Here is a 24,981-nt window from a genome sequence, read left to right on the forward strand (position 1 = left end):
TGGTAAAGATTTACCCTCCCAAACGTTAACCGGCCCCTAACAATTGTCTCACGGGTGTTAACGTGAACGCAATTTGCGACACAGGGGCGTTACGGATTGACCCAATGTTAACCACGCCGCCCCCGGATCGGCTTGACAGGCTTCATATAACCATTTAGCAATATAACATATTGGTTCTGGATAAAGTTCAGGACGTTAAGAGGAGAACGATCATGACCAAGCTCATGCCCTGCCTGTGGTTCGATGACCGCATCGACGACGCCATCAAATTTTACACCGAGACCTTCAAGAGCGCCAAGGTGCTCGAGGTGACCCACCAGGACCCGAACGGGCCGGCCTTCACCGCCATTATCGAGCTGGAGGGACACAAATTCATGCTGCTCAATGGCGGGCCGCAATTCAAATTCACCGAAGCGGTCAGCTTCATGATTGAATGCGCCGATCAGGCCGAAGTCGACTATTTCTGGAACGCCTTCGTCAGCAATGGCGGCGCGGAAAGCATGTGCGGCTGGTGTAAGGACCGCTTCGGCCTGTCCTGGCAGGTGGTGCCCAAGCAGATGTACACCACAGTCCTCGGGCACGACAAAGCCGCCGCCGGCCGCGCCACTCAGGCGATGCTGAAGATGAAGAAGCTCGTCATCGCCGACCTGGAAAAGGCCTATGCCGGAGGGTAACGCCTCTCCGATGCCAGCGCGTCTTGAGTCATTGCCCCAACCACGGTGTCACCCCGGCCTTGCGCCGGGGCCCATCTTGAGTGCTCGCCGCTACAGCCAGCCGCGGCGCTTGAAATACAGGAACGGCAGCACTGCTGAGGCCACCATCAGCCCCAGCGAGAAGGGATAGCCAAAATCCCAATGCAGTTCGGGCATGATGTCGAAGTTCATGCCATAGACCGAACCGATCAGCGTCGGCGGCAGCAGCACCACCGCCACGACCGAGAAAATCTTGATGATCTGGTTCTGCTCAAGATTGATCAGCCCCAGCGTCGCATCGAGCAGGAAATTGATCTTGTTGGACAGCGTCCGCGCATGCTCGCCCAGCGACAGCGCATCGCGCTGGATCAGCTTGGACAGCTGGCGGGCCTCGCGGGCCGCCTTGGTCGCGCCCTCGTTGGAGGCACCGTGATAGGCGGTCAGCCGCGACACGCTGACCAGGCTTTCCTGCACCATGGTCAGCAATTCGGCCTTGCCGCCGATCTGCTCGATGATCGAGCGCAGATCCTGCTGGAATTTTTCAGCGGTGGAATTCTTCTTGCGGAACACATCGCGGGAAATCTGGTCGATCTCATTGCCCAGCCGCTCCAGCGCATCGGCCGTGCGGTCGGTCATCGCCTCCAGCAGCCCCAGGAACACGTCGGCGCCGGTCTTGCAGGCGACGCTTTTGGGCTTCTGCGCCCGAGACGTATAGGCGAGGAACGGCTTGGGATCGGCGAAGCGCACGCTGACCAGCGTGGTGCCCTTGAGAATGAAGGTGATCGCCGTCTTGACCGGATCGTCGGTATCGAGGCCCGACAGCGCCGTCATGGTCATGAACTCGGCGCCGTCCTCGGTATAGAGCCGGGCCGACAGCTCGATCTCTTCCATCTCGGCCTGGGTCGGAATCTCGATGCCCAACAGGCCGTTGACCAGCGCTTCTTCCTCTGGCGTGGGATGAAGCAGGTCCAGCCACACCAGATTGGTGGCCGTGCTCAGTTCGGCAGTGGGGACTTCAACCAGCCGGGCAAGGTTATTCTGATAGCTGCGCAACATAGGCTAACTCCTGGGCAATGACCGCACCCGGCCCGCCCAGCAGCAATGCCGTCAGCAGCGGGAGGCGATAAGCAGAGGCGACGTCGAACTGCGACTGTCGGGGTTCATGAGTGTTTCTCGATAATGCAATGGCGAGGCCATCAAGACGGCCTCTGTTGCGCCGACCACGACCCCATGTCAACCGCGCCTAGAAACTGCTGCGCAGCCAATTGCCGACGCGGGAGAAATAGCCATCGGTACCGATCAGCTTGCGGCTGCCGCGCGGCTCGGCATATTCCTTGGCGCAGACCTGCGGATAGATCAGCATGCCGGCGACGGTGGCGAAGGCCGCGCCCTTGGCCATTTCCGGCAGGCCGGCAATGCCCATCGGCCGGCCGGTGCGCACATTGCGGGCCAGGGTGCGACGCGCCACTTCGGGCAGGCCGGTCATTTCGCTGGCGCCACCGGTGAGCACGAAACGGCGGCCGCAGACATCCATCATGCCGGTGGCCTGCATCCGGTCACGGATGGCGGTGAGGATTTCCTCGATACGCGGGCGCATGATGCGGGTGAGCACCGAACGGGCCACCTGCCCCGGCGCTTCGTCATGGCTGGCGCCAACCGGCTGGATGGCGATGAGGTCGCGCTCATCGGCCTGACCGGGCAGCACCGAACCGTAAAATGTCTTGAGCCGCTCGGCATCGGCCACACTGACCGAGAGCTGGCGGGCAATATCGAGGGTCAGATGATGGCCGCCAATGGCAATGGCATCGGCGCAAACCAGATGGCCGTCATTGAACACTGAGACAGTGGTGGTCGCACCACCAAAGTCGATGCAGGCCACGCCGAGCTGGGCTTCGTCATCGACCAGTGTGGCGAGGCCGGAAGCGTAGGGCGTGGCGATCAGCGCTTCGATCTGCAAATGGCAGCGATGCAGCACCAGTTCGAGATTGCGCATCGCCAGCGTTTCCGAACTGACCACGGCGACATCGACGCCGAGCTTGTCGCCGACCATGCCCTTGGGGTCACGGATGCCCTTCTGCCCGTCGAGGGAATAGCCTATCGGCAGCGCATGAATGATCGACCGCTCGGGGCGGACGCTGCGCTCGTTGACAGCGCGCAGCACGCGATGGATGTCGCCCTTTTCCACTTCCTGGCCATCGAGCGAGACGGCGGCAGAGAAGGTTTCCGAGCCGAGCCGGCCGGCGGTGACGTTGACGATGACGGTTTCCAGCGTCAGCCCAGCCGCCCGTTCGGCCATGCCGACGACCGAGCGGATGGCCTGTTCGGCCTTTTCGATATCGGTGACCACGCCGCTCTTGACCCCCGAGGACGGGCCATAGCCAAAGCCGATCACTTCGGCCCGATGGGTCCGGCCACGCAGCGCCTTGCCTTCGGCGCGCGGGGTGAGCCGGGCGATCACGCAGCAAATCTTGGTCGACCCGATATCGAGCACGGCGACCAGCGAGGTCTTGCCGGGCTGAACGGGGCGAAGCCGGGAGGTCATGGCATCGGTCATCATTGCTGGGTGGTCGCTTGGCCAAGAGTGAGGGAGGGAAGCGTGCGGGGTGGCATCGGATAGGGCTGACCCGACCGCGCACGCTCGATGATGGCGGCCTTGCGGGCCTTTTCATCGGCGGCCAGTTCGGCATCGGTTTTGGTCGGGCGCACCGCCACCAAACTGTCCACGCGCATGTCGATGACCGTCAGGTCGCGGTCGAGCAACTGAAAATTGGCCTGGTAGGCTTCGAGGTTGCGCAGCGCGCGCGCCACGCCCAGCTCGGGCAGCTGCACCCGCAGCCCGGTGTCGTAGATCAGGTCCCAGCGTCGGTCGGCAATGCGCGACAGCGCCACCAGATCGGCCTTGAGCGCCGGATGCTGGTCGAGCGCGCGGATCATCACCATGGCATCGTCATTGGCACCGTCGCCCACGACCAGCGGCAGATCGTGATAGGCGCCACGATCCTCACCAATCTGCTCGCCGGTCGCATCAACCACAAAGGTGATGCCATCGACGCGCCAGCGCGCCACCGGCAGCTTTTCGGTGACGGAGACAATGACGTCACCCGGATAGGTTTTGCGCACGGTGACGCTGGCGATGGCCGGCAGGTCGCCCACCCGCTGGCGCGCCGCTTCGACATCGAAGGCGACCGTGGAGGTATAGGGCTCGATGCCAAGCGCGTCGAAAATGGCCTGTTCGCTGGTCAGCGTCTGGCCGGAAATGGAGATTTCGCCGATGGCGAGGCCCGAGGCGGCAAAGCGCCCCTGCGCCACATCGCCCAGCGTGGCGGCGGCCATGCCGATGGGCGCGCGCAATTCATAAAGGCCGACAGCGGTCACCAGCAGCGCCGCGATGGCAGCGCCGCGCAACATGGCCTTGCGGTGCAACACCCAGGCACGGCCGAGATTATTGGCGAGCTTGCGCCGGGGCGAACGGACAGGAACAGGCAATGCACGAGGATCGATCATCCGCGCGCCAGCGAGAAAGGTCTCGCTTTTTACCTGTTGCAACTCGCGTCCTCCACCATCCAGGCGACTAGATCTTCATAGGAGTGCCCGGCATGCAAAGCCTGTTCGGGCACCAGCGACGTCTCGGTCATGCCCGGCTGGGTATTGATCTCAAGGCAGACCAGTTCCCCATCGGGACCGGCAGCGTCGTTGTAGCGGAAGTCCGCCCGCGTCACGCCCCGGCAACCAAGAGCCGCATGCGCGGCTAGACTCAGCTTTTGCACTTTGTCGTAAATTTTCGGTTGCAGCTGGGCCGGAATAATGTGGACTGAACCGCCTTTAGCGTATTTGGCCTCATAATTGTAAAAGCCCAGATCGGTAACGATCTCGGTGACGCCCAGCGCCACGTCGCCCATCACCGCGCAGGTCAGCTCACGCCCGGGGATATAACGCTCCACCATCACCATCTCGCCCGAGTTCCAGTCCTCGCGCAGGATCTCCTGCGGCGGGTGGCTGGTGCCGGTCTTGACGATGAACACGCCAAAGCTCGACCCGTCGGCAATCGGCTTGATGACGTAAGGTGGCGGCATGACATGGGCCCGCGCCGCTTCGGCCCGCGACACGATGACGTGGTCGGTCACCGGGATGCCGGCGGCCTTGAACATGATCTTGGACTGGTGCTTGTCCATCGCCAGCGCCGAGGCCAGCACGCCTGAATGGGTATAAGGGATCTGCAGCAGCTCCAGCACGCCCTGGATCATGCCGCTTTCGCCGAAGGTGCCATGCAGCGAATTGAACGCCACATCGGGCTTAAGTGCTGTCAGCACATTGAAAATATCGCGATTAACATCGACTTCGCTGACCTGATAGCCGGCATTACGCAGCGCGGCGGCACAGCCGGCGCCCGAGGCGAGCGATACCGGGCGTTCATTGGACCAGCCGCCCATGAGGACGGCGACGTGTTTGGTCATGGCTGGGTCCGATCTTGATTATGGGTATGAAGCAAGGCGGTCACACCGCCCCCGTGAACACATCGCCATCGAGGAATTCGCGAACTTCCTGGCCGGGCAGGAAATGGCCCATGCGGCGAATTTCCCATTGTAATTCAATGCCCGAATTGGCGCGGACCTTGTTGCGCACCGTCTCGCCCAGCGTTTCGATATCGAGCGCGGTGGCGTTGTCGACGTTGAGCAGGAAGTTGGCGTGGAGTTCGCTCATCTGCGCGCCGCCGACCTTGAGGCCCCTGCCCCCGGCGGCGTCGACCAGTTTCCAGCTCGAATGGCCTTCGGGATTTTTGAAAGTGGAGCCGCCAGTCTTGGCTTTTGTCGGCTGACTGCTCTCTCTTTTCTCGGTGATTTCTCGCATATTCTGCAAGATTTCTTCCGGTTTTCCTGCAAATCCCCGGTACACTGCCGAGGTGAACACCGCCCCGCGCGGACCGTTCGACTTGCGGTAGTGGTAGCCCATCTCGGCATTGCTCAGGGTGACGATGTCGCCCTGCCTAGTCACGGCGCGCAGCTCGACCATGCGGTCGCGGGTTTCGGTGCCGTAGCAGCCGGCATTCATATAGAGCGCCCCGCCAATGCCGCCGGGAATGCCGCGATAAAAACTCAGCCCGTCAACGCCGGCCTCGGCGGCAGCCGTGGCGACCTTGACGTCGGGCAGCGCGACGCCGACGCGGATCTGGTGATCGTCCAGCACTTCGACCTGGCCAAAGCCCTTGGCCGAGAGGCGGATCACCACGCCGTCGAGCCCGCCATCGCGGATCAGCAGGTTTGAGCCCAGCCCGATCACCGTAGTACAGATTTCGGCGGGCAGGTTCTTGAGGAAAAACGCGAGATCGGCTTCATCGGCCGGAGTGAAGAACAATTGCGCCGGACCGCCGACGCGGAACCAGGTGACTTCGCTCAGCAGCTGATTGGGGATCAGCCGACCGCGGACTTCGGCAATCCAGGGCTGCAGCTGCGGGATCAGATCGGGATAGCTCATTTTGCCTCCTGGCCCAGCAGCGCGCCGAGTTCGCCCGGCAGCGCGGCGGCCCATTGAGTGATATTGCCGGCGCCCAGACAGACGACATAGTCGCCATCCTCGGCGCGGCTGGCGATCAGCCTGGCGAGGTCTTCGGAGCGGTCGAGCACACGGGCGTCGCGGTGGCCCAGGGCGATGATGCGATGCACCAGTTCCTCATGGGTCACGCCCTCGATCGGCTGTTCGCCGGCGGCATAGACCGGAGCGACCAGCACGGTATCGGCATCGTTGAAGCAGGCGGCGAAATCGTCGAACAGATCATGCAGGCGCGAATAGCGATGCGGCTGCACCACGGCGATGACATCGCGGCGGGTCGACTGCCGCGCCGCGCGCAGGGCCGAGGCGATTTCGACCGGGTGATGGCCGTAATCATCGATGATGGTGATGCCGCCGACTTCGCCAGTCTTGGTGAAGCGGCGCTTGACGCCCGAGAAGCCTTTGAGCCCCCTACGGATGGCATCGGCCGGCACGCGCAGTTGATCGGCCACGGCGATGGCAGCGGTGGCGTTGAGCGCATTGTGCTCGCCCGGCATCGGCAGTTCGAGCCCATCGATGCGCAATTGCGTCTGGCGGATGCGGTCACGGATTTCGATGGCGAAATGGCTGACGCCATTGATGGTCTGCAGATCGACCAGCCGCACGTCGGCCTGCGGGTTGGTGCCATAGGTGATGACGCGGCGGTCCTGAATTTCGCCGACCAGCACCTGCACCACCGGATGGTCGAGGCACATCACGGCAAAGCCGTAGAAGGGTACGTTCTCGACAAACTGGCGGAAGGCGCGTTTGACGCCGTCGAAATCCTTGTAGTGGTCGAGATGCTCGGGATCGATATTGGTGATCACAGCCACGTCGGCGGGCAGCTTGACGAAAGTGCCGTCGCTTTCGTCGGCCTCCACCACCATCCAGTCGCCGCCGCCCAGCCGGGCATTGGTGCCATAGGCGTTGATGATGCCGCCATTGATGACGGTCGGATCGAGTTCGCCGGCATCGAGCAGGGTCGCCACCAGCGTCGTCGTGGTGGTCTTGCCATGGGTGCCGCCAATGGCGATGGCGTTCTTGAAGCGCATGATCTCGGCGAGCATCTCGGCGCGACGCACCACCGGCAGCGCCCGGGCGCGCGCGGCCATCAGCTCGGGATTGTCCTTCTTGATCGCCGAGGAAATCACCACGACTTCGGCTTCACCCAGATTATCGCCTGACTGGCCGATATGGATAGTGATGCCCATGTCGCGCAGCCGCTGCACATTGGGGTTGAGCGAGGCGTCCGAGCCCTGCACGATATAGCCCTGATTGTGCAGAATTTCGGCGATGCCGCTCATGCCGATGCCGCCAATGCCGACAAAGTGCACTGGGCCTAGAGTTTCCGGCATATTCATGAGCGCGTATCCACTTCGAGGTTTCGGCCGGAAAGCATTTCGGCGAGGTCCGCCAGCTTCTCGACGGCGCGCGGCTGGCCCAGCGAACGGGCGGCGGCGGCGGCATTAATCAGGCTGGCAGGGTCGGTTAACAGGTCCGTGAGGCGAGTGCCTAGCGATTGAGGCGACAGCGTGGCCTGCTCTTCCACCCACCCGCCCCCGGCGGCTTCCACCACCAGCGCATTATTCTTCTGGTCGGCATCGATGGCGCCGGGCAGCGGCACCAGAATGGCCGGTCGGCCCAGCACTGTCAGCTCGGCAATGGTCGAGGCGCCGGAGCGGCCAATCACCAGATGGCTGCGCGAAATCCGCTCCGGCAGATCGGCGAAGAACGATGCCAGCTCCACATTGACCTTGGCCCGCCGATACATCTCGGCCACCCGGTCAAGGTCCTCGGCGCGGCATTGCTGCACGATCTGCAGCCGTTGGCGCAGCGCCTCGGGGATCAGTGCGATGGCAGCCGGCACGATGTCGGACAGCGCCTTGGCGCCCTGGCTGCCGCCGAAGATCACCAGACGAATGGGGCTGGTGACGGTGAGCTCGGGATAGGGCGTGATCGATACGGCGCGCACCCGGTCGCGCACCGGATTGCCGGTGACGATTTTTTCCAGATTCAGCGTCTCGGAAAACTTGGTCTGGGCAAAGCTCATGGCGAGCAGGTCGGCAAACCGCCCCAGCGCCCGATTGGCCCGGCCCATCACCGCATTCTGCTCATGCAGAATGCCGGGAATGCCGAGGAAATGGGCGGCAATGAAGGGCGGAAAGGTAGGATAGCCACCAAAGCCGATCACGCAGTCGGGCTTGCTCCGGCGCAGCTTGCCAAAGGCCACGGCAATGCCGCCGACAATGGTCAGGCCCCCGGTGATGAATTTGATCGGGTTGCGCAGCGACGGCGTGGCCGAGGGTACTATATGGATGGCACTGGCCGGGAAATCGGCGCCGTAGCTTTCGACGCGATGATCGGTCATCAGCTCGACCAGATGGCCGCGTCGCCCCAGCTCCTGCGCCAGCGCCATGGCCGGGAAGAGATGTCCACCCGTGCCGCCTGCCATCAAAACAAATTTCTTCATTCTGCGGGCGCCAGCGGCGCGATGGCGCTCTTGTAGCTGGGGATGCCGGTGGCCATGCGTTCCTCGGGTTTGGTGCGGGTAAAAGCGAGCATCAGCCCCATGCCGAAGGCGATGGCGATCATCGAGGTGCCGCCATAGGAAACGAAGGGCAAGGTCATGCCCTTGGGCGGCATGAGATTGAGATTCACGGCTAGGTTGATACCCGATTGCATGGCGAACTGGATGGCCAAAGTCGATGCGGCAAGACGCGCAAACAGGCTGGTCTGCCTTTGTGCTCCCATCATGGCGCGCAGCACGATGAAGGCGATCAGCCCCACCAGCACCAGACAGAACAGGATGCCGAATTCGCCCGCCGCCGCCGAGAACACATAGTCGGCATGAGCATCGGGAATGAGCTTCTTGGCGATGGATTCGCCCGGCCCGCGGCCGAACCAGCCACCTTCGAGCAGCGACTGCAGGGCGCGGTCGATCTGGTAGGTATTGCCGCCGCCCTCGGGGTTGAGGAAGGTATCGATACGGCGCGACACGTGCGGGAAAAACACATAGGCGCCAAACAGCAGCGCCAGGGCCGAGCCGGCCATACCAAAAATGATGAACCAGGAAATTCCGGCCAGGAACAGCAGTACCGCCCAGGTGGCAACCACCAGTGCGGTCTGCCCGATATCGGGCTGCAGCAGCAGGCCGGCGACAATCGCCAGCATGATCACCGAGGCCAGGATTTTACCCGGCACGTTTTTGTGGATCATCGATTCCGAGAACAGCCAGGCGCCCAGCACGGCAAAGGCCGGCTTGACGAATTCGGAGGGCTGGATCGACTGGCCGGCAAAGGAAATCCAGCGCCGCGCGCCCTTGACCTCGGTGCCGAAGCGCAAAGTGGCCCACAGCAGCGCCAGGCTGATCACCAGCGTGACCAAGGCGCCGATGCGCGCCTGCCGGTGGGTGAGGAACGAGGTCGCCACCATCACCGCCAGTGTCGGGATGCAGAACATGGCGTGGCGGATGACGAAGTGCCAGGGCGACAGGCCCAGCCGCTCGGCCACTGGCGGGCTGGCCGCGAAGCTCAGCACCATGCCGCAGGTCATCAGCAGGATCAGGGCCCCAAGCAGTTCCCGGTCAATCGACCACCACCACTCGGCCAGAGGCGTCTTTTCAGCACGGGAGAACATCATCACAAGGCCGGGGCTACTCGATACAAACTAGCTGCAATTGTAACAGCCGGTTGGTTACCGATTTCCAAATCAGCATTGCGTTTTGCAAAAGAAAGGCCCCGCAAACGGGTCGCGGGGCCTCACGGATCAAGGAAGCGGCAGCTTAATAGACATAGACCTTCAGCCGCGAACCGGAACGATCGACGCCCAGCACCCGCTCCGCGTTGTAGGGCGAACGGCTCAGCGCTGCGTTGATCAGCGCATCCGAGCGCACGGCCTGCTGCAACTGACCATGCTTGTGCTGCCCCCGGATCATCTGGGAGATCTTCTGCCGGTCATCGGGGCACAGCTGCACTGCGATGATTTCGATATTGGAGGCACGCTCCCAACCCGAGAACGAGGTGCCTTCGAACAGGCCCCACGCTTTGGTCGGATCAGCGCCGGCACAGACAGCGGCACCACCGCCGCCACTGCCACCCCGAACGGCCACAGCATTGCCGCCGTTGCCACCGCCATTGCCGCCGTTACCGTTGCCACCGCCGTTATCGCCACCACCGCCGCCACCGCCATTCCCGCCACCGCCATTCCCGCCGCCGCCGTTGCCGCCGCCGCCATTATTGCCAACACCGACGCCGACATTGACCAGCCCCTTGCTGCCGCCGACATTGGCATCGACGGTCACGCCGCCATTGAGCAGGCCAACATTGGCGTCGACGAGGCCCTTGCTGCCGCCAAGGCTGACATTGGCATCAACCAGCGAGCCACCGGAATTCGGCAGCACACTGGCATCCAGCAGATTGCCGTTGCCACCGCCGAGCCCAAGATTGATCGCCCCGGAATCCCCGGCCGACCCATTACTCAAGGTGATGAGCGCGCCGCTATCACCCCCGCCGACCAGACCCAAAAGGCTCTGTGCCGACGCCGCCGGCGCAAATGCCGTCGCCGTAAGCATCGCGGCAGCAATAACCGTAAGAACACGATTTTTCATGGCAAAATCTCCAATAAAAAGCTGCGAAATGATCGGACTCAATCACTTACGCTCGCAAGCCTCCCCCTGAAGACGGAATGTAAAGGCTAACTATGCTTCAGCTATTTTAGCTTAAGTTTATGAAACTTGCCGCCAGAACGCTGAAATGCCAGAGTTAAATCGTTTTAATAGTTGAAAATGAAGGATAACTTTCGGGACTAGACCTTCGTCTAACGTCCCAAGCCCGCAAATGGCGATGCGAGCGCCAAGGCGAGGCCGACGCGGCGGCGGCTGGCGGCATTTGTGGTGTTCGTTTTGCGCTGGATCGCGCAGGGACTCCGCCACGGAAGCGGCGGCGTGAGGGGCGGGGCCGAAGGCCGCGCCGCCCCTCAGCGTCTAGCGCAGCTTGAGGCTGCTCAGCCCGATCAGGGCCAGCACGAAGGAGATGATCCAGAAGCGGATCACCACCTGGCTTTCAGTCCAGCCGAGGTGCTCGAAATGGTGATGGATCGGCGCCATGCGGAACACCCGCTTGCCGGTCAGCTTGAACGACACCACCTGCACGATGACCGAAACGGTCTCCAGCACGAACAGCCCGCCAATGATGGCCAGCACGATTTCATGCTTGGTGGCGACGGCGATGGAGCCGAGCGCGCCGCCCAGGGCCAGCGAACCGGTGTCGCCCATGAAGATCTGCGCCGGGGGCGCATTGAACCACAAAAAGCCCAGCCCGGCGCCGATCAGCGCGCCGCACACCACCGACAATTCGCCGGTGCCAGGCACATAGTTGAGCAGCAGATAATCGGAGAAGCTCACGCTACCGACGAGATAGGCGATCAGCGCGAAACAGGCGGCGGCGACCATCACCGGCACGATGGCCAGACCATCCAGCCCATCGGTAAGATTGACCGAATTGCCGGCGGCGACGACGACGAAACCGCCGAACAGGATGTAGAAATAGCCCAGATTGAGCGCCAGATCCTTGACGAAGGGGAACAGCAGCGAGGTGCCATAGGAGCCCTGCGCCAGCTGGGAAATGGCAAAGGCCGCGATGCCGCCGATCAGTGCTTCGAGCAACAGGCGCTGCTTGCCGCCAAAGCCCTTGTGGCTCATGCGCTTGACCTTGAGATAGTCGTCGTAAAAGCCGATGGCGCCAAAGCCCACGGTGACGAACAGCACCACCCAGACATAGCCATTGCTGAGATTGGCCCAGAGCAGCGTCGAAAACACCGCGCCGGACAGGATCATCAGCCCGCCCATAGTCGGCGTGCCCTTCTTGGTCAGCAAATGCCCGGCCGGACCGTCTTCGCGGATCGGCTGGCCCTTGCCCTGCTTCAGGCGAAGCAGCGCGATCATGCCGGGACCGAACATGAACACGAAGAACAGCGCCGTGATCACCGCGCCGGCGGTGCGGAAGGTGATGTAGCGGAAAACGTTGAACGCCGAGAGCGCGTCACCCAACTGGCCGAGAAAATACAACATGAAAGGGAGGGTCCTTGTTGGGTGGGATCAGTTGTCGTCAAACCGATGGCGGATCTTGTCCACGATGCTGTTCAGCCCCACGCCGTTGGACCCTTTGACCATAACTGCATCGCCATAGGCAAGATCGTTGAGCACGATCTCCGCCATATCCGCTGCCGTCTGGGCATGGGCGGTCACCCGGTCTGGGCCGAGCGCAGCGGCCAATGCGGTCATTTCCGCGCCCACCAGATAGACAAGCTCGGCGCCTGAAGCGATCACCGCCGGCGCGAGGCTGGCATGCAGATTTGCCGATTGCGGACCCAGCTCAAGCATGTCGCCGAGAATGATTGCCTTGCGCCCCCCCAGCGCCGGCTGGGCCGCGAACACGTCGAGCGCCGCCGCCATCGAGGCGGTATTGGCATTGTAGCTTTCGTCGATCAGCAGCAGCGGCTTGGCCGTGGGGCCGAGCCGGCTCTGCGCCCCCCGCCCTGCCTGCGCACCAAAACCGGCCAGCGCCCGTAGCGCTACCTCCGGCTCGACGCCGGCCAGATAGGCCACGGCCAGCGCCGCAGTGGCGTTGGCGATCATGTGGCGGCCGGGCACATTGAGCAGCAGTGCATGGCGCTCGCCCTGATGGATGACGGTGGCAAAGCTGCGGCCGGCGACGATTTCCACATCGACAATCTGCCAGTCGGCACCCTCGGTCTCGCCATAGGTCACCACGCGCGCCACGCCCGCTGCCTCGGCCTCTGCGAGCAGCAGGTCGATCTGCGGGTGGTCGGCATTGAGCACAGCAGTGCCGCCCGCTTCGAGGCCGGCGAAGATTTCCGCCTTGGCGCGGGCAATGCCATCCAGCGAGCCGAAGGCTTCGAGATGCGCCGGGGCGACGGTGGTGATGACGGCAATATGCGGCCGCACCAGCTGCGACAGCGGCCGGATTTCGTCGGGCGCACTCATGCCCATTTCGAAAACGCCGAACTGCGCCGTCTCGGGCAGCCGCGCCAGCATCAGCGGCACGCCCCAGTGATTGTTGAAGCTCTTGATCGAGGCATGGGTCTGCCCCGCCGCCTCGAACACCACGCGGATGGCTTCCTTGGTGGTGGTCTTGCCGACGCTGCCGGTCACCCCGACGATGATGGCGCGGCTGCGCGCGCGGGCGGCGCGGGCAATATTGGAGAGCCCCTCCAGCGCATCCGGCACGACAATGCGGCGTTCTCCCACGCCCCGGCTGACCAACGCGGCACTCGCGCCATTGGCCAGCGCCGTCTCGACGAAATCATGGCCGTCGAAGCGGTCGCCCTTGATGGCGACGAACAGCGCATCGGGCCCGAGTTCGCGGGAGTCGATGGAGATGGAATTGATCGGGGTGGACGGATCGAGCTCCGTGCTGCCGCCGGTCGCAGCGAGGATGGCGTCGATGGTGTAGAGGGGCTGGGTCATGAATAAATTTTGCCGCTGGCTGCACCTCTCCCTCTGGGGGAGAGGTCGACCCTCTTGGGTCGGGTGAGGGGGCCTTTGCCGAGTGAAATGCGTGGGACAGGCCCCCTCACACGGCGCTGCGCGCCGACCTCTCCCCCAAAGGGAGAGGTGCAGCAAGGTGCCTGCCAACCGCGCACTGCCCTACCCCTTGATCGCTGCGGCCACCGCTTCGTGGTCGGAAAAATGCGTCTTGGTGGTGCCGACGATCTGGTAATCCTCGTGGCCCTTGCCGGCCACCAGCAATACATCGCCGGGCTGCAGCGCCTTGACCGCCGTGGCGATCGCCGTCTTGCGGTCGCCGATTTCGCGGGCGCCCTTGGCCGCCGCGAGAATTTCGGCGCGGATGGTCTTGGCGTCCTCGGTGCGTGGATTGTCGTCGGTGACGATGACGTCGTCGGCCAGCTCGCTGGCGATGGCGCCCATTTGGGGGCGCTTACCCTTGTCGCGGTCGCCGCCGCAGCCAAACACCACCCGTAGCGTGTTGGTGGCATAGGGGCGCAGGGCCTCCAGCGCGGTGCGCAGCGCGTCGGGCGTGTGCGAATAGTCGACAAAGATCGCCGCGCCATTATGCTCGGCCACCAGCTCCAGCCGGCCCTTGGCGCCCTTGAGTTCGCTCAACGCCGGAAAGGCCTGTGCCTTGTCGACGCCGGTCGACATGGCCAGCGCCGCCGCGACGATGGCATTGGAAACCTGGAACTCGCCGGTCAGCGGCAGATGGAAGCTGAGCTTTTCGCCGACATGGCGGACTTCGACGCGCTGGCCATAGCCTTCCGGCTGGATCGACAGCACTTCGATATAGGCGCCCTCGCGGCCCACCGTCAGCAATGTGGCCCCGGCGCTGAGCGCCGCGAACATGAAGGGCTCGTATTCGGGATCATCGACATTGACCACCGCCGGGCCGCTATCGACCAGCAGATCGGTGAACAGCCGCAGCTTGGCATCGCGATAGGCATCCATATCGGCATGATAATCGAGATGGTCGCGGCTGAGATTGGTGAAGGCCACCGCCTCAAAATGCATGCCGTCGAGCCGGCGCTGATCGAGCCCATGGCTGGAGGCTTCCAGCGCCACATGATCGATGCCCTGGGCTTTGAGCGCCCGCATCGACTGGTGCAGCGTGCGCGAATCCGGGGTGGTCAGGCTACCCTCGATCAACCGGTTGGCGGTTTCGACGCCCAGCGTACCGATACTACCGCCGGGAATGCCGGCATAGCCCCAGATCTGGCGCACGAAGGAGGCGACCGAGGTCTTGCCATTGGTGCCGGTGACGGCAACGGTGATTTCCGGCTGCGGCTCGAAAATGCGCGAGGCGGCGCGTGCATACGCGGCGCGCACATCCTTGACGATGATCACCGGCACGCCGGGATCGCCGACCGGAGCAGTATCGCTGATCACCGCCAGCGCCCCACGCCGCACCGCGTCGGGGACGAACTGGTTGCCATGCACATTGGCGCCCGGCAGCGCGAAGAAGATATCGCCGGGTTCGATGCGGCGGCTGTCGGAATTCAGCCCGAAAACCGCCCCCAAACCCTTCTTGGGCCGGGCGCCGGAGCCTTCGAGCAGCTGTGTTACGCTGAGTGACACGGGGTGGAGTCCTTCGGGATCAAGCTATCTGAGAACACGTGGAACGAGATTGGTATCCAGCATTTCGGAGAAATCTGGGGCAACTCCCAACATTGGCGCAACCCGCTGCACAATGCGGCCGGTGACATTGCCCGCGTTCCAGCCGGCCGTGGTGCCCGATTGCGGATTTTCCGCCTTGGGCTCATCGACCATGATCAGCATGGCGTAACGCGGATTGTCCATCGGGAAGGCCGAGGCGAAGAAATTGGTGACCTTGCTCGACGAGTAGCGCCCATCCACCACTTTTTCGGCCGTGCCGGTCTTGCCGCCAACGCGGTAGCCCAATGACGCCTTGTTGGTCTGCGAGCCGGAACCCTCCAGGGCGTTGAGGCGCATCAGATAGCGGATATCCGCGCTGGTCTCCGGCCGCAGCACCCGCCGATATAGCGCTTCGGCCTCGGCCACATCGCGCTTGTAGAGCGTGGGGGCGATATAGTTGCCGCCATTAACGAAGGCGGCATAGGCCGTGACCATGTGCAGTGGCGACACCGACAGGCCGTGGCCGAACGACGCCGTGGCCGAGCCCACTTCGGACAATTCCTTGGGCACCGTCGGCAGGCGCATTTCCGGCAGCTCGAACGGCACGCGCTGATCGAAGCCCATGGTGGTGAGGAAGGCGCGGAAATTATCCTTGCCCATCGCCTGCATGACGCGGATCGTGCCGATATTGGAGGAGTATTTATACACCTCCGGCAGGCTGAGAATGCGATGCTTGCCGTGGAAATCGTCGATGGTGAAACGGCCAAAGCGAATGCCGAAGCGCGCGTCGAACTGGTCGTTGATCCGCACCGCGCCGCTATCGAGCGCGCCGGCCATGGTCACGGTCTTGAAGATCGAGCCCGGCTCGAAAATGCCGGCGGTGATGCGGTTGAAGCTGTCCTTGACCAGCGCCGATTTGGGATCGTTCGGGTCGAAGTCAGGCACCGACACCAGGCCGACGATCTCGCCGGTATAGATGTCCATCATCACCCCAGCCGCAGCGACCGCCTGGTAGCGGGTCATGGCATCCAGCATCTGCTCATGCATGACGTGCTGCACGCGCATGTCGACGCTCAGCTCCACCGGCGCCAGCGCATTGCCGCGCGCCAGCCCCAGCTCCTGCAGCAGCGCCACGTCTTCGCCATCCATATGCCGCTCGATGCCGGCAATGCCCTGATTGTCGATATTGGTCGAGCCCAGGATATGGCTGGCTTCGCTCATGCCCGGATAGAAGCGCTTGGATTCGGTGATGAAGTCGATGCCGGGAATACCCAGCCGCATGATGCGTTCCTGGATCGCCGGCGACAGCTCGCGCTGCACCCAGACGAAGCCCTTGTCGCCGGTCAGCCGGGTGCGCAGCCACGCCTCGCTGAGGTCGGGCAGCACGGTACGCAGCTTGGTCACCGCCTCTTCGACATCGATGATACGACGCGGTTCGGCGAACAGCGACGGCACGCGAATATCGACGGCCATTTCGAGACCGTTACGGTCCAGAATCGGCGGGCGGGTCGCGGTGATGACGTCGCGCGCCTGCCCTTCAATGGTGGAATCCGACACCACCATGCCCAATTGCACCAGTCGGCCGCCGACCAGGCCAAAGCCCAGCACCAGCGCCAGCACCATCCAGCGGATGCGGGCCTGGGTGAGATTGCCGCGCGCCTTGCGGGCGCCGTCGAGCGAGATGGTAAAACCGCTGCCCTCAGTCGTGGCCGCCATTATTCGATACCCTCCAGTTCGAGGATGGCGTCGATCGGATCGACACCGGCTTCCAGCGACTCAAACAGGGAGTCCATGGCGGCGCTGTTCGGCTTGGCCGGGCGCATCGGCAGCGCGTCAAACGCGCCGAACTGCTCCTGCTTGACCGGCACGATGGCCAGCGCCAGTTGATGCCGCTGCACGATCGGGTCGATATGGCCCGGCTGGCTGAGCACCGCCTCGTCGGCCTTGACCAGCGACAGCTCGCCCTCCTGGCTATCGATCAGCGCAATCAGCGCCGTGCGTTCGCTGGCGGTATTCTCGATGGAGAATTTGAGCGCATAGACGCCGGACAGCATGAACACGCTGGTGAAAATCAGGATGATATTGAGATTGCGGATCATGCTTCACCCCTGATCCGGGGCACGCCAAGACCGTCGAACTTGACCGGACGCGACGCCGCGTCGGACCGGCTGGCAGCGCGCAGCATGGCCGAGCGGGCGCGCGGATTGCGGCTCACTTCGGCTTCGCCGGCCTTGACCGCCTTGGCCACCTCGACCCAGCGGCGCGCTTCGGAGACCACCTGCGGCAAATGCCGCGACTGGGCCGGGCCGGATTTGTCGGGATCAAAGAAGCGTTTGACGATGCGGTCTTCCAGCGAATGGAAGGTCACCACCACCAGCCGCCCGCCCTCGTCCAGCAGGCGCTCGGCGGCGAACAGCGCTTCGACCAGCTGATCGAACTCGGCATTGACGGCAATGCGCAGCGCCTGGAACGAGCGGGTCGCCGGATGGGCGTCACCCGGCTTGCGGCCGATGGATTTTTCGATGATGCGGGCCAGCTCCAGCGTCGTCTGGATCGGCGCGATTTCACGCGCCGCGACGATGAACTGGGCAATGCGGCGCGATTTGCGCTCTTCGCCAAAGGCATAGAGCAGATTGGCCAGCGGCTCGACATCCAGCGTATTGACCAGGTCGGCGGCGCTCTGGCCGGCCCCACTCATCCGCATGTCGAGCGGCCCGTCGCGCATGAAGGAAAAGCCGCGCTCGGCCTGATCGAGCTGCATAGAGGAGACGCCGATATCGAGCACAACGCCATTGATCGAGCCATGCTCGGCGGCGAGGCTGTCGAGTGCGGAAAACGTGCCGGGGACAAAGACGAAGCGCTCGCCGAACTCGGCAGTCAGCGCATCGGCAAACGGCTGGACCGACGGATCGCGGTCAATGGCAATGACACTGGCGCCCGCTTCCAGCAGCGCACGCGAATAGCCGCCCGCGCCAAACGTGCCGTCGATAATGCGCTTGCCCGCCAAAGGCGACAGCGCAGCTAAAACTTCGTCCAGCAGGACGGGAACATGCGGGCCAGCATTGGGGCTGGTTTCGGGCATGGAACGCTTGCCCATAGAGGCCACTACTCCACATCCCGGCCGAGAAAGCCGGTTGGTAAATTCCCCAGCACTTTGAATGAGGACGCTTAAGATTCTGTTTCCCATTAGCGGTTTGGCACACCGATCTTCGCCCGCCAGCAACGCTACAGTCCAAAATCACCGGGGAAAGGCCATTGCCTATTGCGAGGGTCCGGGTTCTGCGCCATGAACAGAGACACAGCTGGAGCCTGCCTTGCCCATTTCAACCAACGCCTTCGTGCGGTCCACTGTAATGCTGTTGTTGATCGGCCTTTTGGCGCTGGTCGGCATTGTCGGGACTACAATCTGGCTGGTTGAACGCACCCAGGTTTACTTCGATGAAGTTGTCGAAGCCCGCGATACACGCGCCACGGCGGTGGATCTGCGCACTGCCTTGCAGGACGCCGAGACTGGCCAGCGCGGTTTCTTGATCACGCAGGACGAAGCCTATCTGGAGCCCTACGCGGCAGCGCTGACGCTGATCGAGACCAAATACGCCAGTCTGACGGCGATGCTGGCCCCCTACCCCGAGGTCACTGACTCGCTGGCCGAGCTGCGCACCGATATCGACTTCAAGCTGAACGAAATGGCCCGCACCATCGAGCTGGTGCGCACCGGTCAGGCCGAGCAGGCCATCGCCATCGTCGACACCAATGCCGGCAAGGCCGCCATGGACCGCGCCCGGGTGTTGTTCGATTCGCTGATCGGCGGCGCCGACGACCGGCTGACCGAGGGCGTGACCGACCAGCGTAGTACCGCCACCGCCCTGCGCTGGGTCACCGTCATCGCCGCCTTCGTCATCTTCACCGTGGTCGGCGGTTCGGCCTGGACGGTGATGGTCTATACGCGCGAGCTCGCCAGTGCTCGCGCCGAAATCGAGGCGGCCAATCTCGGCCTCGAAGACCGGGTGCGCGAGCGCACCGCCGATCTCGGCCGCGCCAATGAGGAAATCCAGCGCTTCGCCTATATCGTGACCCATGATCTGCGCGCCCCGCTGGTCAATATCATGGGCTTCACCAGCGAGCTGGAAACCAGCGTCGCCCAGCTCGAAGACTATATGAAGGACCGCCCCGATGACGGCGATCCCAAATTCGCCGAGGCCAGGGTCGCCGCGACCGAGGACCTGCCCGAGGCCATCACCTTCATCCGCGCCGCCACCCGCAAGATGGACGGGCTGATCAACGCCATCCTCAAGATTTCCCGCGAAGGCCGCCGCCGGCTGAAGCCCGAAACCCTCGACCTGACCGAGATCGCCGAAACCACCGTCGCCAGCGTGCAACATCAGGTGGTCGAGAATGGCGGCTCGGTGACTGTCGACGTGAAGGCCCCGCGCATCATGTCCGACCGGTTGTCGCTCGAGCAGGTGCTGGGCAATCTGCTCGACAATGCGGTCAAGTATCAGCAGCCTGACCGGCCGCTAGCGGTGACCCTGCGCGCCCGCCCCGCCCCCGGCAATCACATCGAAATCGAGGTCGAGGACAATGGTCGCGGCATCGCCGCCACCGACCACGAACGCGTGTTCGAGCTGTTCCGCCGCGCCGGCACCCAGACCCAGCCGGGCGAAGGCATTGGCCTCGCCCATGTGCGCACCATGGTAAGAAGCCTCGGGGGCGACATCATCCTGCGCTCGCAACCGGGCGTTGGCACCACGTTCACCATCACCCTGCCGCGCGATCTGCGCCTCTATCTCGGGAGTCAAACGACATGAGCCATGACGGCAAGCCGGTCACCATCATCATGATCGAGGACGATGAGGGGCATGCCCGCCTTATCGAGAAAAACATCCGTCGCGCCGGGGTGGCCAACCAGATCGTCGCCTTCACCAATGGCACCGAAGCGCTGGCCTATCTGATGGGCCCGGACGGCACCGGCGCCATCAACAAGGGCCGCCAACTGCTGGTGCTGCTCGACCTCAACCTGCCCGACATGACCGGCGTCGACATCCTCGAAAAGGTCAAGGGCAACGAACACACGCGGCGCTCACCCGTGGTCGTACTGACCACCACCGACGACCAGCGCGAAATCCAGCGCTGCTACGATCTGGGCGCCAATGTCTATATCACCAAGCCGGTTGACTATGACGGATTCGCCAATGCGATCCGTCAGCTCGGCCTGTTCTTCTCGGTGATGCAAGTGCCGGAATCCGATTGACCATGCCCAGCCGGTCGCCATGCGTGCTTTATGTCGATGACGATACCGGCCTCGCCCGATTGGTGCAGAAGGCGCTGGAGCGACGTAACTTCATCGTCGAACACGCCGTGGATGGTGCCGAGGGCCTGGCCCGCATCCGGCAGGGCGGCATCGACGTCGTGGTGCTCGACCACTATCTGCCCGGCGGCACCGGCCTCGACGTGCTAGCGCAGATGGTCGGCCTGCCCGACCGGCCGGCGGTGGTCTATGTCACCGGCACCATCGAAACCGATGTCGCCATCGCCGCGCTCAAGGCCGGCGCCGACGATTATGTCCTCAAGACCGTCGATGACGATTTCCGCGAGCTGCTGGGCAGCGCTGTCGAGCAGGCCGTCCAGGTGATGCAGCTCAACCGCGCCAAGGCGCAGGCGGTGCAGGAGATTCGTGAAGCGCGGGAGCGCGCCGAAATCCTGCTCGGCGAGGTGAACCACCGTGTCGCCAATAGCCTGGCCATGGTCGCCGCCCTGGTCGGGCTGCAGGCCAATGCCGTATCCAATGAAGAGGCGAAAAACGCCTTGGCCGAGACCCAGGCCCGCATCCAGGCCATCGCCGGCGTGCATCGCCACCTCTACACCACCGACGACGTCCGCTCGGTGCAGATCGGCGACTATCTGCATGGCCTCGGCGCCGAGCTGGAAGCCACCATGCGCGCCACCGGCAACGACGCCCGCATTCTGGTGACTGCCGATAACCTCGCCATTGCCACCGAAAAAGCGGCCTCCATCGGCGTCATCGTCACCGAACTGGTCACCAACGCCATCAAATACGCCTATGCCGGCCTTGGCCGCGGCGACATCCGCATCACCATGACCCGCTGTGACGGCCAGTCCATCGCACTGATCGTGGCCGATGACGGCATCGGCTGGGACGGCACCGGAAAACCGCAGGGCACGGGCCTCGGCAGCCGCATCGTCAAAGCCATGGCCCAAAGCCTGGGCGCCACGGTGGACTACGAAACCGCCGCCCCCGGCACACGGGTGGTCGTGCGATTTTTGGGGTGAAGGCCACCACCCGAAAGGAAAACGCCAGTTGACCTATAAGCCGGGTTCTGTAGGGCCCCAGGCCGAGGCCTGCGACGTGGTGACCATTCATCTCTAACGCCTGTTACCAGACGCCTAGTGCAACCAACCCGGATGATCTGGCCTCAAAACAAGCTGGGGCATAAAGCCCCGCGTCATCCCTATTTGGTCTTGCTCCCGGTGGGGTTTACCGTGCGATCCCTGTTGCCAGGCACCCGGTGCGCTCTTACCGCACCCTTTCACCCTTACCTGCCCGAAGGCTGGCGGTTTACTTTCTGTGGCACTTTCCCTGGGGTCGCCCCCGCCGGCCGTTAACCGGCACCGTGTTTCGAAGGAGCCCGGACTTTCCTCCAGCAATGGGTTACCCCACTGCCAGCGGTCACCCGGTCAACTGGCAGGCGCTGTTGTGCGGGAGCGCGCTCTGGGCGTCAAGCCGTTCGCGGGGCGTTATGCGACGGGATTCGCAGTCAGCTGCGGCAAAAGCGGCGGCTTGGTCAGCGCCTGGTAGGCCAGGTTGATCGCCTTCATCCGGTCGGTCGCCACATCGATCAGCGCTTCGGGCACGCCCTTGGCGATCAGCCGGTCGGGGTGATGCTCGGCTACCAGCAGGCGATAGACCCGGCGGATTTCGGCAGGATCGGCATTGGGCGCCAGCCCCAGCACGGCATAGGGGTCGACGCCAGCTTCTAGCCGCACATGCTGGCTGGCCAACTGTTCGAAGCGCACATCGTCAAAACCGAAAATGTCGCTGACCGATTTGAGATATTCCAGCTCGGCCTCATGCACCATGCCATCGGCGGTGGCGATGTAGAACAGGCTGTCGAGCACATGCTCCAGCGTATCGGGGCTATCGGCGAAAAACCGCGTCACCTTGCGGGCATAGGCGTCGTAGCCGGCCACATCCTGCTTGGCGAGATTGAACACCCGGGCCACCTGCTCTTCATGCCCTGCAGCGATTTCCACCGTGGCGCGGAAGGCGCGCTCTTCGGACGCCGTCACCACGCCATCGGCGACCGCCATCTTGGCGGCCAGCGCGATCAGCGCCAGGGTAAAGGCAGCATCGCGCCCACCCGGCAACCAATTGTCGGGGTCGAGGGCATTGACCAGCGATCCCGCTAGGCCAGTGCGTTGGCTGAACGAGCCGACCAGCTCGCCGAGTCTCTGCCACATGTCCGTCGTCTCGCTAGGCTGGCGCATGCACTTGTCTATCCGCCGCGCGGTTGGAGGGAATCGAACAGCCGCCCTGCCCGATTAAGACCACCACGATACCGGCTGGCCGCCGCCCGGTCCATCACCGAGGACGCAGGGCGGCCTTGCCTCAGTTGCCGAAGAAGAATGGCGGGTCCACTTCGCGGGCGATGACGCGATTGCGCGGCTGGTTGGGGGCCTGATCGAGGAAGAAGCCGTTGGGATCATAATCGGGCTGCACAACGGGAGCGCTGCCCTGCTGCTGGCGCCGGGCCAGAAACTCCGAAAGCGGGCCGCTTTCCCAGTCTTCGAGGTCGGCAGCGGTGATCGCGGACGGCGCCGTGACGCTGGGCGGAATGACCACGGCAGGCTGGGCGTTGGCCAGCGGCGGCGCGACCGGCCGGGGCCGCATCGATAGCGGCATCGGCACCGGCGCGATCTTGGGCGGCAGGGCTGCGACCTCCACCGGGTCGGTATTGACCACTGGTGGCGCTGCCGGGGTAGCGACCGCAGGCTTGGGCGCTGGCGCACTGGGCTGGACCGGCGCAGTCGCAACCGGCGCGTCAGCACCAGTAATATAACTGGGCAGCGGACGACCCGATTGCACGAAGCTGTCGACCGCATCGCCTGTCTGCGCCGCCGGCTGGATCACCACCGGCGCAACGGATGCTGCTTCCTCCGCATCGGGGCGCTGCTCCAGCGGCGCCGGCACCGGCGCTTCGGGCTCGATCACCGCGATTTGGGGCGGCGCCGAACGATCTGGCCCACCCATGAACTGCGCCGACAGCAAATCCGCTGCCGGCACGCCGACAACAAGAAGAACCCCGGCCCAAGCCAGGCCATTGGTGATGCGACGGTCGATCTTCATGGTTCTACGTCCCGATTTGCTCCGCCCGCAGGGCGAAAGAGCCGGATTTTCGTGGCCATTTTATGAAATGGCGGTCAAAGCCCAGCAATGCGGCCTGCGAGCTGAACCGAAGCTGAATGACGCCGTTCCGCTTCCCGACCCACAGACCAGACGCTGATGGCACCAGATCATGGTGAACGTATGGTTAAAGGCTGGTGGGCTGGATCGGCGTGTTTGGCCCCACCCCACCCTCATTCCCTCCCCATCGAGGTGAGGGAGGCGCAGGTTGCGGTGTCAGTGCTCATCGTCTCCCTCCCCCTTGTGGGGAGGGATCAAGGGTGGGGGTGTCACACGCACCGGCCTTACTGAGTGGCGTGTCCCCCTACCCCTACGGCCGCCGGCCCAAGATTCGCCCCAGCGCCAGCGCCAGCGGCGAGCGGTTATGGGTGTAGATATGGAACTCCGTGACGCCCTCATCCAGCAATTCGGTCACCTGCTCGGCCGCCACGGCCGAAGCCACCAGCGCGTGGGTTTCCGGCTCGTCATCCAGCCCGTCAAAGCGTTCGGCCAGCCAGGCTGGAATCGACGTGCCGCAGCGCCCGGCGAAATTGGCGATCTGCTTGAAGCTGTGGATCGGCTGGATGCCCGGCACGATCGGCGCGGTGATCCCGGCAGCGCGGGCGCGTTCGAGATAGCGCAGATAATCGCCATTGGAGAAGAACATCTGGGTGATAGCCCGGTCGGCGCCGGCATCCAGCTTGCGCTTGAGATTGTCGATCTCGGTCGCCCAGTCCGGGCTTTGCGGATGCTTTTCCGGATAGGCGGCCACCGAAATATCGAAATCGCCAATACGGCGCAGCCCGCCCACAAGATCGGCGGCGTTCTGATAGCCGTCGGGATGCGGCGTGAAGGGCTGGCCCACCCCCTCCGGGGGATCGCCACGCAAAGCGACGATGCGGTTGATACCCGCCTCCTGATAGCCGCGCACCACCGCGTCGACCTCGTCACGCGTGGCCCCGACACAGGTCAGATGCGCCGCCGCATCGACGCCGGTATCGGCCTTGATGCGGCTGACCATGCGCAGAGTGCGCTCACGGGTGGAGCCACCGGCGCCATAGGTCACCGAGACGAAACGCGGCCGCAACGGCGCCAGCTTGTGCACGCTGTCCCAGAATTTTTCTTCCATGACGTCGGTCTTGGGCGGGAAGAACTCAAAGGAAATCTGCAGCTCCGGGCGCTGGTCTGCCGTCAGCCGGCTGGCGCGAAGATTGTCGTCGAGCATAATCGTTCCG

General features: G+C 63.7%; 22 protein-coding genes and 1 other RNA gene. 4 read left to right on the top strand and 19 right to left on the bottom strand.

The genetic code is table 11. The features are described 5' to 3' along the window. Nucleotides 1-212: 212 nt before the first annotated feature. Entirely contained in the window at nucleotides 213-674 is a 462-nt protein-coding gene (locus ACX3OZ_RS02830; protein ID WP_459094947.1) for a VOC family protein, read from the top strand. A 90-nt stretch (nucleotides 675-764) separates the two neighbouring features. Here ACX3OZ_RS02830 and ACX3OZ_RS02835 read toward each other — a convergent pair whose 3' ends face one another. The 15 genes from ACX3OZ_RS02835 to rsmH form a co-directional block, all read right to left on the bottom strand. Further along, nucleotides 765-1,748, bottom strand: a complete 984-nt coding sequence (locus ACX3OZ_RS02835) for a magnesium transporter CorA family protein (protein WP_459094946.1) — start codon at nucleotides 1,746-1,748, stop codon at nucleotides 765-767. A gap of 187 nt (nucleotides 1,749-1,935) precedes the next feature. Continuing rightward, nucleotides 1,936-3,249 (bottom strand): cell division protein FtsA, encoded by a 1,314-nt coding sequence (gene ftsA, locus ACX3OZ_RS02840; protein WP_459103770.1) that lies wholly within the window; start codon nucleotides 3,247-3,249, stop codon nucleotides 1,936-1,938. Further along, nucleotides 3,246-4,238: a cell division protein FtsQ/DivIB gene (locus ACX3OZ_RS02845; protein WP_459094944.1), complete on the bottom strand. Its 993-nt coding sequence runs from the start codon at nucleotides 4,236-4,238 to the stop codon at nucleotides 3,246-3,248. Before ACX3OZ_RS02845 ends, ftsA begins: the two co-directional genes overlap by 4 nt. Continuing rightward, nucleotides 4,226-5,146 (bottom strand): D-alanine--D-alanine ligase, encoded by a 921-nt coding sequence (locus ACX3OZ_RS02850; protein ID WP_459094943.1) that lies wholly within the window; start codon nucleotides 5,144-5,146, stop codon nucleotides 4,226-4,228. The genes ACX3OZ_RS02845 and ACX3OZ_RS02850 overlap by 13 nt, the downstream gene beginning before the upstream one ends. A gap of 40 nt (nucleotides 5,147-5,186) precedes the next feature. Next, nucleotides 5,187-6,164: a UDP-N-acetylmuramate dehydrogenase gene (gene murB, locus ACX3OZ_RS02855; protein WP_459094942.1), complete on the bottom strand. Its 978-nt coding sequence runs from the start codon at nucleotides 6,162-6,164 to the stop codon at nucleotides 5,187-5,189. Next, nucleotides 6,161-7,579, bottom strand: coding sequence for a UDP-N-acetylmuramate--L-alanine ligase (gene murC, locus ACX3OZ_RS02860; RefSeq protein ID WP_459103771.1), 1,419 nt, complete (start codon nucleotides 7,577-7,579; stop codon nucleotides 6,161-6,163). Before murC ends, murB begins: the two co-directional genes overlap by 4 nt. Further along, nucleotides 7,576-8,688 carry an undecaprenyldiphospho-muramoylpentapeptide beta-N-acetylglucosaminyltransferase gene (gene murG, locus ACX3OZ_RS02865; protein WP_459103772.1) on the bottom strand — a complete coding sequence of 371 codons (1,113 nt, stop codon included), beginning with the start codon at nucleotides 8,686-8,688 and terminating at the stop codon, nucleotides 7,576-7,578. The genes murC and murG overlap by 4 nt, the downstream gene beginning before the upstream one ends. Beyond that, the gene (locus ACX3OZ_RS02870; RefSeq protein WP_459095462.1) at nucleotides 8,685-9,854 is read right to left on the bottom strand and encodes an FtsW/RodA/SpoVE family cell cycle protein; all 1,170 of its coding nucleotides are present in this window, start codon (nucleotides 9,852-9,854) and stop codon (nucleotides 8,685-8,687) included. The genes murG and ACX3OZ_RS02870 overlap by 4 nt, the downstream gene beginning before the upstream one ends. Before the next feature lie 145 nt (nucleotides 9,855-9,999). Continuing rightward, the gene (locus tag ACX3OZ_RS02875; protein ID WP_459094939.1) at nucleotides 10,000-10,824 is read right to left on the bottom strand and encodes a hypothetical protein; all 825 of its coding nucleotides are present in this window, start codon (nucleotides 10,822-10,824) and stop codon (nucleotides 10,000-10,002) included. A gap of 375 nt (nucleotides 10,825-11,199) precedes the next feature. Continuing rightward, a complete protein-coding gene (gene mraY / locus ACX3OZ_RS02880; RefSeq protein ID WP_459094938.1) occupies nucleotides 11,200-12,285 on the bottom strand; it encodes a phospho-N-acetylmuramoyl-pentapeptide-transferase in 1,086 nt (361 codons plus the stop codon). Between the two features lie 27 nt (nucleotides 12,286-12,312). Beyond that, a complete protein-coding gene (locus ACX3OZ_RS02885; RefSeq protein ID WP_459103773.1) occupies nucleotides 12,313-13,704 on the bottom strand; it encodes a UDP-N-acetylmuramoyl-tripeptide--D-alanyl-D-alanine ligase in 1,392 nt (463 codons plus the stop codon). A gap of 180 nt (nucleotides 13,705-13,884) precedes the next feature. Next, on the bottom strand, nucleotides 13,885-15,327 hold the full coding sequence (locus tag ACX3OZ_RS02890) for a UDP-N-acetylmuramoyl-L-alanyl-D-glutamate--2,6-diaminopimelate ligase (RefSeq protein ID WP_459103774.1): 1,443 nt from the start codon (nucleotides 15,325-15,327) through the stop codon (nucleotides 13,885-13,887). Nucleotides 15,328-15,351: 24 nt separating this feature from the next. Next, entirely contained in the window at nucleotides 15,352-17,061 is a 1,710-nt protein-coding gene (locus ACX3OZ_RS02895; RefSeq protein WP_459094935.1) for a peptidoglycan D,D-transpeptidase FtsI family protein, read from the bottom strand. After that, entirely contained in the window at nucleotides 17,061-17,444 is a 384-nt protein-coding gene (locus ACX3OZ_RS02900) for a hypothetical protein (RefSeq protein WP_459094934.1), read from the bottom strand. The genes ACX3OZ_RS02895 and ACX3OZ_RS02900 overlap by 1 nt, the downstream gene beginning before the upstream one ends. Continuing rightward, a complete protein-coding gene (rsmH, locus tag ACX3OZ_RS02905; RefSeq protein WP_459094933.1) occupies nucleotides 17,441-18,442 on the bottom strand; it encodes a 16S rRNA (cytosine(1402)-N(4))-methyltransferase RsmH in 1,002 nt (333 codons plus the stop codon). Before rsmH ends, ACX3OZ_RS02900 begins: the two co-directional genes overlap by 4 nt. A gap of 217 nt (nucleotides 18,443-18,659) precedes the next feature. Here rsmH and ACX3OZ_RS02910 point away from each other — a divergent pair, with 217 nt between their 5' ends. Genes ACX3OZ_RS02910 through ACX3OZ_RS02920 form a run of 3 tightly spaced genes read left to right on the top strand, consistent with a single transcriptional unit; the run spans nucleotide 18,660 to nucleotide 21,636 of the window. After that, a complete protein-coding gene (locus ACX3OZ_RS02910) occupies nucleotides 18,660-20,153 on the top strand; it encodes a sensor histidine kinase (protein WP_459103775.1) in 1,494 nt (497 codons plus the stop codon). Then, complete coding sequence (locus tag ACX3OZ_RS02915; protein WP_459094931.1) at nucleotides 20,150-20,596, top strand: response regulator; 447 nt, start codon at nucleotides 20,150-20,152, stop codon at nucleotides 20,594-20,596. Before ACX3OZ_RS02910 ends, ACX3OZ_RS02915 begins: the two co-directional genes overlap by 4 nt. A 2-nt stretch (nucleotides 20,597-20,598) precedes the next feature. Beyond that, nucleotides 20,599-21,636, top strand: coding sequence for a sensor histidine kinase (locus ACX3OZ_RS02920; protein WP_459095461.1), 1,038 nt, complete (start codon nucleotides 20,599-20,601; stop codon nucleotides 21,634-21,636). A 20-nt stretch (nucleotides 21,637-21,656) separates the two neighbouring features. Here the strand turns inward: ACX3OZ_RS02920 and rnpB are convergent. The 4 genes from rnpB to metF form a co-directional block, all read right to left on the bottom strand. Then, nucleotides 21,657-22,049, bottom strand: an RNA gene (gene rnpB / locus ACX3OZ_RS02925) — RNase P RNA component class A. Nucleotides 22,050-22,101: 52 nt separating this feature from the next. Then, complete coding sequence (locus ACX3OZ_RS02930; RefSeq protein WP_459094930.1) at nucleotides 22,102-22,824, bottom strand: TerB family tellurite resistance protein; 723 nt, start codon at nucleotides 22,822-22,824, stop codon at nucleotides 22,102-22,104. Nucleotides 22,825-22,972: 148 nt separating this feature from the next. Beyond that, the gene (locus ACX3OZ_RS02935; RefSeq protein ID WP_459094929.1) at nucleotides 22,973-23,710 is read right to left on the bottom strand and encodes a hypothetical protein; all 738 of its coding nucleotides are present in this window, start codon (nucleotides 23,708-23,710) and stop codon (nucleotides 22,973-22,975) included. Nucleotides 23,711-24,077: 367 nt separating this feature from the next. After that, nucleotides 24,078-24,971, bottom strand: coding sequence for a methylenetetrahydrofolate reductase [NAD(P)H] (metF, locus tag ACX3OZ_RS02940; RefSeq protein ID WP_459094928.1), 894 nt, complete (start codon nucleotides 24,969-24,971; stop codon nucleotides 24,078-24,080). Between the last annotated feature and the right edge of the window lie 10 nt (nucleotides 24,972-24,981).

This window comes from Devosia sp. A369 (assembly GCF_054489345.1).